Source organism: Porphyromonas sp. HMSC065F10, from assembly GCF_001808555.1.
Lineage (GTDB): Bacteria > Bacteroidota > Bacteroidia > Bacteroidales > Porphyromonadaceae > Porphyromonas_A.
Genome location: NZ_KV793755.1, coordinates 1 through 6,463 on the forward strand (window position 1 = coordinate 1; position 6,463 = coordinate 6,463).

Annotated in this window: 7 protein-coding genes; 1 reads left to right on the forward strand and 6 read right to left on the reverse strand. The window is 57.3% G+C overall.

From position 1 onward, the window contains the following. Positions 1-140 precede the first annotated feature (140 nt). Complete coding sequence (locus HMPREF2890_RS02045) at positions 141-2,141, forward strand: fimbrillin family protein (RefSeq protein WP_083289741.1); 2,001 nt, start codon at positions 141-143, stop codon at positions 2,139-2,141. 78 nt (positions 2,142-2,219) lie between these two features. Here the strand turns inward: HMPREF2890_RS02045 and HMPREF2890_RS09245 are convergent, their stop codons facing one another. The 6 genes from HMPREF2890_RS09245 to HMPREF2890_RS02070 are packed head-to-tail and all read right to left on the reverse strand — an operon-like array spanning position 2,220 to position 6,148. After that, a complete protein-coding gene (locus HMPREF2890_RS09245) occupies positions 2,220-2,786 on the reverse strand; it encodes an MBL fold metallo-hydrolase (RefSeq protein WP_246825248.1) in 567 nt (188 codons plus the stop codon). Further along, complete coding sequence (locus HMPREF2890_RS09250; RefSeq protein WP_246825249.1) at positions 2,707-3,198, reverse strand: MBL fold metallo-hydrolase; 492 nt, start codon at positions 3,196-3,198, stop codon at positions 2,707-2,709. Before HMPREF2890_RS09250 ends, HMPREF2890_RS09245 begins: the two co-directional genes overlap by 80 nt. Beyond that, positions 3,191-3,598 (reverse strand): MerR family transcriptional regulator, encoded by a 408-nt coding sequence (locus HMPREF2890_RS02055; RefSeq protein WP_070464585.1) that lies wholly within the window; start codon positions 3,596-3,598, stop codon positions 3,191-3,193. The genes HMPREF2890_RS09250 and HMPREF2890_RS02055 overlap by 8 nt, the downstream gene beginning before the upstream one ends. Positions 3,599-3,604: 6 nt before the next feature. Beyond that, positions 3,605-4,618 carry an FAD:protein FMN transferase gene (locus HMPREF2890_RS02060; RefSeq protein ID WP_070464704.1) on the reverse strand — a complete coding sequence of 338 codons (1,014 nt, stop codon included), beginning with the start codon at positions 4,616-4,618 and terminating at the stop codon, positions 3,605-3,607. Beyond that, on the reverse strand, positions 4,608-5,555 hold the full coding sequence (locus tag HMPREF2890_RS02065) for a glycosyltransferase (protein ID WP_070464701.1): 948 nt from the start codon (positions 5,553-5,555) through the stop codon (positions 4,608-4,610). Before HMPREF2890_RS02065 ends, HMPREF2890_RS02060 begins: the two co-directional genes overlap by 11 nt. Positions 5,556-5,611: 56 nt before the next feature. Next, on the reverse strand, positions 5,612-6,148 hold the full coding sequence (locus HMPREF2890_RS02070; protein WP_070464588.1) for a DUF4199 family protein: 537 nt from the start codon (positions 6,146-6,148) through the stop codon (positions 5,612-5,614). Positions 6,149-6,463 lie beyond the last annotated feature (315 nt).

A 6,463-nucleotide genomic window follows, 5' to 3' on the forward strand; every position in this document is an offset into this window, starting at 1 on the left:
TTCTGCACTGCTCAAATGCGTCACCCCTGAGTCTCTCCCACAAGAGAGCCTAAAGTAACAAGAGAGTAACAAGATTATGGTATCTTTGAGCAGAAAGAAAAAAATAACAGACCCAATCACTAATCAATCAAAGCATTAAGATGAGAAAGACTTACACATCTGCGCTCTGCTCTATCGCCCTGATGGCACTGGCCCTCGCCGGCTGTCAGCAGGAGAGAGGGCTGGCGCCTGATCAGACACCACTGGACGGAGCCAAGGTGGCACAGTTCACCGCCGGTCCCGTCACCCGCGTGGTGAACGGGACCAGCTGGGAGGGGACCGAGGTGATCGGTATCTCAAATGTCACCAAGTCCGAGCCAGCTACGACCAACGTGGCCTATAAGGCGACGACAGCAGGCAGTACCACCAACTTTGCCGACCAGGGGACAAAGCTCCTCCTCCCGAGCGACAACACCGAGGTGACCTTTGCCGCCTACTATCCCTACGCAAGCACCATCTCCGAGGGTAAGGCATCCTACATCATCAGCAAGGGAAGCGATCAGCCGGTCCTCTTTGCGACACAGAAGGGTACGGCTGCCAATCCTAAGCTCCCCTTCACCTTTAAGCACAAGCTCGCTCAGGTAAAGATCATCCTCACCGCCGGGGAGGGTCTCAGTCTCGGTGACCTCTCCTCCGTACTCTACAGGGGCGGAGTAACCGATGTGAAGATGAATGTCCTCACCGGAGAGCTCACCACCGGCAACACCAAGGGCGATATCACCCTGACGAAGGAGGCTGAGGGTGAGGGTACCTGTACCTACAGTTCCTACATCGTGCCTCAGGATGTTGAGAGCACCTTTGCCTTCGTCATGACGCTGGGCGGCAAGACCTACACCCTCAGCATGGACAAGGTGAATAAGGCACCCACCAAGCTGGATAGCGGTTTCGCCTACACCTTCAAGGCCAAGCTCACCAAGGATGGTACGGTGGTCAATCCCGACGGCAGCTCCATCGGTGGTATCGAGGACGGCGGCACCGGAGAGGGTGGCGACGTCACCCCGGACGATCCTTCGACCCCCGCTGCTGCACAGAAGCTTCCTTTTACTAACGACTTCAAGTCAGCGGCCGGCATTGCCCCCTTCACCGAAGTCAGCGTATCGGGCGAGCAGGCTTGGCGTATCGATGACAGCACATATAAGAATGGTGCTAAGATGTCCGGCTACGTAGGTGGCGCTAAGAATCCCAACGAGGACTGGCTCATCTCTCCCGCTCTCGACCTTAGTGGTGCTATGGCTCCCGAGCTTTTCATCAGCCATGCCATCAACCACGCCGGTGATATGACCTCCGAGCAGCAGGTGCTGATCTCTGACAACTACACTGCTGGAGACCCCTCTACTGCCACTTGGACACCACTCACTGTGACCTATCCCGCCGGGAACAACTGGTCCTACGAAGACTCTAAGACCGACCTGAAGGCTTATGCAGGGAAGAAGAATATCCACATCGCTTTCAAGTACGTCAGCACGAGCACATCTGCTGCTGCCTGGCAGATTGCTAAGATGGAGGTGAAGGAGGCGACCGGCAGTGAGCCGGGTACTGAGCCCGGCACCGAGGAGCCCGGCACCGAGCCTGAGCAGCCCACCACCGGCAACCTGCTCTTCCCCGGAGCCGACTTCGAGGACTGGAGTGCCTTTATGTCCGTTTTCACGAAGGGAAACTCAACCGGCATCACTATTGAGCAGGGGAATGACCCTACACAGGGTGGAGTGATGAAAGTGACCGGTAAAGACTCGGGAAACAAGTGGATCTTCAATATTCAAAACGTGCAAGTCACAAATCCTGCACCTAAGAAGATTACTTTTAAGGTAAAGGGCACAAGTCCATCAAGATCTTTCTCAGTCGTTGTCTATGGCCTCAATGGCGAGATGGCAATCTATAACATTGGGGATATTCTTGCTGACAAGGTGATATCTGAGTACAAGACATCAACTAAGGACCACAAGTATGATGGTCAGATCAACACGGGGGACCAGTGGGTAACCATTACGCTTGATATTAGCCAAGTCAAGATCAACAACACTGGATCCGGTAAGATTTTCAGCGCAAAGATTGGTAAGCTATCTGAGTACAACGTTATGCTCGATGACTTCAAGATCGAGTAAGTAGACCTTATACCATTTGACAAAGCGGTCGACAGCCTTCTGTGGCTGCCGACCGCTTTTGCTTTTACCCCCTATGCCCTACTCCTCCTCTCGCAATTGCTCCAGGTCAATGAACTGTCCCTCGTGAGCGAGGAGGGAGCGGGGGAAGACCTCCTTCGCCTCCGCAAGGAGGATCGACTCCTCCGTCTCGGCCGTGTAGCGGGAGGAGAAGTGGCCGAGGAGGAGATGCCCCGCTCCGGCAAGCTTTGCCACCTCGGCCGCCTGACGGGGGGTGGAGTGACCGCGATGCTTGGCGAGATCGCTCAACTCCTCTCCGAGCGTCGCCTCATGGTAGAGCAGGTCGACCCCGCGGACATAGTCCGCCGTCGCCTCCCGGTAGATCGTGTCAGAGCAGTAGGCATAGCTGAGCGGGCGTCGACTCGGTGTGGTGACAGAGGCAGCCGGGACGATTGACCCATCCTCCCTGACGTAGTCACGCCCCTGCTTGAGGCTGCCGAAGTAGGCCATAGGGACCCCGGCCCGATCTGCCGCCTCCCGGTCGAGGTGCGGCAACAGCGGTGCCTCGTCAAAGCGGTAGCCGATACAGGGGACGCGATGCTTGAGCGGGAAGCAGGAGACAGTCACCGACCGATCCTCGTAGATCACCGTCCGCCCGGTGGGCGCACACTCGTGCACCTCGATCTCGACATACCGCTCCCCCCCCCTTCTCTCCGATGAAGAAGCGAACCACTCGATCGACAAAGTCTGCCGTGCCCACCGGTCCGTAGATATGGATCGGGTGATCAAAGCTCATCAGCGACATCGTGCTGATCAGCCCCGGCAAGCCGAGGCAGTGATCGCCGTGCAGGTGGGTGATAAAGATGCGGTGCAGGCTCGCTATCGGCACGTCATAGCGCATCATCTGCAGCTGAGTCCCCTCGGCACAGTCGATGAGGAAGACCTTATTGCCTCTCAGTCGAACCACCTGCGCAGAGGGGTTGTGTCTAAGTGAGGGCTTGGCCGCACCACAGCCCAGCACCTGGACATACATCCCGACGCCGATCTCTGCCTTACTCATCACGGGATACGCTCTCAGTGGTTCCACTCTCGGGACCAATGCCGTAGGTCTCCCCCACTCGGTCCCTCAGTGCGGTGAGTCGCTCGCGCACCTTCATCAGCCGCTCCCTCACCTCCAGGTCAATGTCTAAGTCAGGGTGGTCCAGCTGCTCTGCAGCGGCCTGCAGGGTCATCCCCCGCACCTCGACCAAGTAGTAGATCCGCTCAATCAGCTTAAGGTCATCGATGGAGTAGCGACGAGAGCCGCTCGGCATCCGTCGCGGGGAGAGGGAGGTCCCCTTCTCCCAGTATCGCAGGACATGCTCCTCGACCCCAAAGAAGGCAGCCGTCTCCTTGATCGTATAGAGTCGCCTCGGCAGGCTCTCTATGTTTTTCCTCTGTCCGCTCTTCTCTTTCCTCATGCTGACTTAGTGGAGGGGGAGGAGGTTCAGGCGATGGGTATAGGTGAGGTAGCCGGTGCCGGAGGGGTCAGCGTAGACAAAGAGGACGCCCAGCTGGGGCTGTCCCTCGAGGACCTCCTTGGCACGCTCCAGCCCAACTGCCATAAAGGCGGTCGCCCAGGCGTCTGCCTCCATAGTAGTGGGGGCTACGACAGTCGCCTCGAGTATGTCGCTGTGGGCGGGACGTCCCGTGACGGCGTTGATGGTATGGGCAACCTTCCGCCCCTCGATGACCTTATAGTTGCGGTAGTCGCCACTGGTGGCGACACCCATTTTCTCACACATCTCAATCTTACCGAGGAGCTCATTGACGGTGGAGGTATTGTCCTCGATCGGCTTATTGATCCCGAGGCTCCAGCAGTCGCCCCGAGGATTGCGCCCATGGCAGGTCACCTCCCCACCGATCTCCACCATATAGTCCTCTACCCCGTAGTGCTCGAGCGTCCGAGCAACGAGGTCGACGACATACCCCTTGGAGAGCGAGGCGAGCCCCATAGAGAGCCGAGGATCGTCCTTGGTGATGCGGTGGGTAAGGGTATCGATGTGTATCTGCCGGTACCCGACAAACCGGAGCACCGAGTCGACCTGCTCGTCAGTCGCCAGCCGAGTGACCCCCTTCTTGGTCCCGAAGCCCCAGAGATCAAAGAGTGGTCCACCGGTGACATCATAGACGCCATCCGTTGCCTCGCTCACGACAGCTGCCTGTCGCAGTACCTCCTCCAGCATAGGATCCGTCCGGTCGGTGATATTGGCATTGATGCGGGAGACGACGGAGGTGGAGTCAAAGTTATTGAGCACCGCATTGAAGGCATCCATCGTCGAGTCGATCTGTGCGGCAAGGGGCTTATCAGCGCGATAGGTGATGGCGTAGTAGGTGGTAAAGCGCTCTCCGGTCTCGCGGTAAAAGGTCCCCTCCCCACGATCACAACCGGTGAGGAGCAGGGAGAGAAGGAGGGCGAGAGTCAGTAGGTCAGATCTCATCACGCAGGGCATAGGTATTTCGTCCGGGACTTTGCCGGGCTATGAGCTCACCGAGGAACCCGGTAAGGAAGAGCAACACCCCCAGCACGATAGCCAGGAGGCAGAGGTAGAAGGCGGGCAGGTCGGTCACCAGTCGGGCCGGGATCCCATGGTAGAGGGAGTAGAGCTTGGACCCAAGGACACAGAGGAGAGCGATCAGCCCGAGGAAAAACATCACACTGCCCCAAAGGCCGAAGAAGTGCATCGGCTTGCGACCAAAAGTGCCCATAAACCAGAGGACCAAGAGGTCGAGGTAGCCATTGACAAATCGGCTCATGCCAAACTTTGTCTTCCCGTACTTGCGGGGTCGGTGATGCACCACCAGTTCACCGATCTTGCCGTATCCCGCCATCTTCGCCATATAGGGGAGGTAGCGGTGCATATCGTTATAGACCTCTATGTGCTTCACCACCTCATTCTTGTAGCTCTTGAGTCCACAATTGAAGTCATGAAGCGGGATACCGGAGAAGAAACGGACGGTGGCATTGAAGAGCTTCGTGGGACCGGTCTTGGAGAGCGGGTCATACCGCTTCTTCTTCCACCCACTCACCACATCGTAGTCCTCCTCACGAATCATGCGATAGAGCTCGGGGATCTCATCGGGGGAGTCCTGCAGGTCAGCGTCCATTGTGATGACGACAGCACCCAAGGCGCGCTCAAAGCCTGTCTGCAGCCCGGGAGACTTTCCGTAGTTGCGGGCAAAGCGGACCGCCCGGACGTGCGGATCCTCCGCATGTAGTTGCTCAATGGTCGTCCAGGAGTCATCCGTACTCCCGTCATCGACAAAGATGATCTCATAGGTGATCCCCATCTCGGTGACGACACGGGAGATCCACCGATGAAGCTCGGGGAGCGACTCCTGCTCATTGTAGAGCGGGATGACAATCGATAGGTCTATGGGGTAATTCTTCTCTTGAGACATATATATGTATATACAAGCAAAGGTACCGATAATCAGTCTCTGCGGAGGAAGATCGAGGCAATAAAGATGTAGAGCGTCCCAAGCGTGAAGGAGAGGGAGATCACCCCCCGCGTCATCAGCGCCGGCGTGATCCCTTGGTAGGACTTCAGCAGCACCTCCCGATCAGCCTCACTATCCACCATCTGCCCGGCGACCTCTATACTCCGGTCCATATAGGCGAGGAAAGTAGGATCACGAAAGAGATAGGTGAAGACGAGCAGGTAAACAAGCGTCGCGACGATAAGGGCAAAGAGGTAGATCACACCCATCACTGTGACGCAGCGTGAGTAGGACAGCCGGTTGCCAAAGACGATCAGGCGGTACTTCCGAAGCTCCTGTGTCAGCAGGACAGGGATGAGAACCAGCCCACCCGTCATGAAAAGAGTAGAGAAGAGGGGCTGCCTGTAGAAGAGCATCCCGACAGCCTGAGCCACGAAGCCCATCCCGACGAGGAGCCCACTCCACATCATAGCCTGCAGGAAGCTCTGTGCGAAGCGCTTTTTCTGTGAGTCCTTTTTATCCAGATCCATAGGTGTCATCTGCGTTGTGAGAGACAAAGGTACCAATTATGTAGCAGGGCATCAGCGACCATGCAGGGGTGACGCATTTGGGCGTTGTAGCTTAGGTGTGGCCCCCTACGGCGGGGGCGATACCGTTGACCGATCCCCGCCCTGCTACTACAGCCTGCCGATCCCGCAGGGGCAAAGCCCTGGAGGGATCATCGTTTTTTAGCCCAGTGGTCGAGGCACGAAGTGCCGATGACCCCGGGAGAGGATGACGCATATAAGGTATACGACCCCGCCAGGGTGTCGCACTGATTGCCTAACTGGTAAGTGCGACACCCT